This is a genomic window from Pseudomonas defluvii (assembly GCF_001695625.1).
Lineage (GTDB): Bacteria > Pseudomonadota > Gammaproteobacteria > Pseudomonadales > Pseudomonadaceae > Aquipseudomonas > Aquipseudomonas defluvii.
The window spans coordinates 1-2,486 of sequence record NZ_MBPN01000235.1; the positions used below are offsets into that span (position 1 = coordinate 1).

Genomic DNA, 2,486 nt, shown 5'->3' on the forward strand with positions numbered 1-2,486 from the left:
AAACTCCAGAGCGCCCGCATTGAACAGCAACGCCTGATCGCGATCCAGGCGCGTTCGGCCTACCAGAATGGCCGTGAGGAATACCTCAAACTGCTGCTCAACCAGCAGAACCCGGAAAAATTCGCCCGCACCCTGACCTACTATGACTACTTGAGTCAGGCGCGCTTGAGCCAGTTGCGCAGCTTCAATGAAACCCTGCGCCAGCTTGCCAATGTGGAAAACGACATTGCTCTGCAGCAGGCCCAGTTGCTGGCCCAGCAAGGCAGCCTCGACAGTCAGCGCCAGGAGCTGGAAAAGGTCCGTGAGGAACGCCAGCAGGTACTGGCCAAGCTCGACACCGACGTAAAAGCCCGTGACCAGAAGCTACAGGCGCGCGAGCAAGAGCAGGCTGACCTGAGCCGCGTCCTCAAGACCATCGAGGAAACCCTGGCCCGTCAGGCGCGCGAGGCCGAAGAAGCACGCCAGCGTGCATTGCTTGCCCAACAGGAAGCCGAGAAACAGCGCCAGCGCGAAGCCCTTGCGGCCCGTGAAAACGATGCGCCGAAGAAGCCTCAGACAACCCCTGGCCCGCTGGTCTCCAGTGATGGAGCCGCATTTGGCGGGGCATTTTCCGCAGCCCGTGGCAAACTGCCATGGCCGGTCAATGGCCGGTTGCTTGCACGCTTTGGTGAAACCCGTGGCGATGACTCGCGGGCCAAGTGGGACGGCGTGATGATCAGCGCCTCTGCGGGCAGCCAGGTGCATGCCGTACACGGGGGCCGCGTGGTCTTCGCCGACTGGTTGCGCGGTGCCGGACTTCTGGTCATCCTCGACCATGGCAACGGTTACTTGAGCCTTTATGGCCATAACCAGACCCTGCTCAAGGATGCCGGCGACATCGTCAAAGCCGGTGAGGCCATCTCCACCGTCGGCAACAGCGGTGGCCAAAATACTTCGGCGTTGTATTTCGCCATTCGCCAGCAGGGTCGCCCGAGCGATCCGGCGCAATGGTGCAGGTCCCAGGGATAGGCATTACCTTATTGTTCACGGCCTGACCGCTATCTGTCATGCCGATGCCCCGAACGGGGCGAAACCCGGATCAGGAGTTCGTTCGACATGCTGCACTCGCCCCGCCTCACCTCGCTGGCCCTGGCTGCTGCCCTGGTCATCGGCGCGCCTCTGGCCAACGCCGCCGAACCGGCACAGCCAGCAGCGATGCCGGCCACGACCGTCAGCGCCAAGGCGCCACTGCCACTCGATGAGCTACGCACCTTCGCCGAGGTGATGGACCGCATCAAGGCAGCCTATGTCGAACCCGTCGATGACAAGACCCTGCTGGAGAATGCCATCAAGGGCATGCTCAGCAACCTCGACCCGCACTCGGCCTACCTGGGCCCGGAAGACTTCCAGGAACTGCAGGAAAGCACCAGCGGCGAGTTCGGTGGCCTGGGTATCGAAGTCGGCAGCGAGGATGGCTTCATCAAGGTGGTGTCGCCCATCGACGATACCCCGGCGTCCCGTGCAGGCATCGAGGCCGGCGACCTGATCGTCAAGATCAACGGCCAGCCGACCCGTGGCCAGACCATGACCGAAGCCGTCGATAAAATGCGTGGCAAGGTCGGCGAGAAAATCACCCTGACCCTGGTCCGCGATGGTGGCACACCGTTCGACGTGACACTGGCCCGCGCCATCATCCAGGTCAAGAGCGTCAAGAGCCAGATGCTCGAAGACGGCTATGGCTACATTCGTATCACCCAGTTCCAGGTCAAGACCGGCGAGGAAGTCGGCAAGGCGCTGGCCAAGCTGCGCAAGGACAACGGCAAGAAACTGCGTGGCCTGGTCCTGGACTTGCGCAACAACCCCGGCGGCGTGCTGCAGTCGGCGGTCGAGGTGGCCGACCACTTCCTGACCAAGGGCTTGATCGTCTACACCAAGGGCCGTATCGCCAACTCCGAACTGCGCTTCTCGGCTGACTCGGCCGACGCCAGTGAAGGCGTGCCGCTGGTGGTGCTGATCAACGGTGGCAGTGCTTCGGCATCCGAAATTGTGGCCGGCGCACTCCAGGATCAGAAACGGGGTGTACTGATGGGCACCGACAGCTTCGGTAAAGGCTCCGTGCAAACGGTACTGCCGCTGAACAATGACCGCGCACTGAAGATCACTACCGCGCTGTACTACACCCCCAACGGACGTTCGATCCAGGCCCAGGGCATTGTTCCCGACATCGAGGTGCGCCGCGCCAAGATCACCAGCGAGCAGGACAGCGAGAACTTCAAGGAAGCCGACCTGCAAGGTCACCTGGGCAATGGCAATGGTGGCGCAGACCGTCCATCGGGCAAAGGCTCCGCACGCAAGGCACGGCCGCAGGATGACGACTTCCAGCTCAGCCAGGCACTCAGCCTGCTCAAGGGCTTGAGCATCACGCGCGACAAGTAAGGTGTTCTTGCGCTGCCTCGCGCTCGTACTGTTGTGCGGGCTGGCCGGTGCCGCCTCTGCGGCGCCGGCCT

Annotated in this window: 2 protein-coding genes; both read left to right on the top strand. The window is 62.7% G+C overall.

Translation table 11 applies throughout. From position 1 onward, the window contains the following. On the top strand, positions 1-1,008 hold a 1,008-nt coding region (locus EKA13_RS26835; RefSeq protein WP_065762003.1), incomplete at its 5' end, for a murein hydrolase activator EnvC family protein. 87 nt (positions 1,009-1,095) lie between these two features. Beyond that, the gene (locus EKA13_RS26840) at positions 1,096-2,415 is read left to right on the top strand and encodes a S41 family peptidase (protein ID WP_065762004.1); all 1,320 of its coding nucleotides are present in this window, start codon (positions 1,096-1,098) and stop codon (positions 2,413-2,415) included. Positions 2,416-2,486 lie beyond the last annotated feature (71 nt).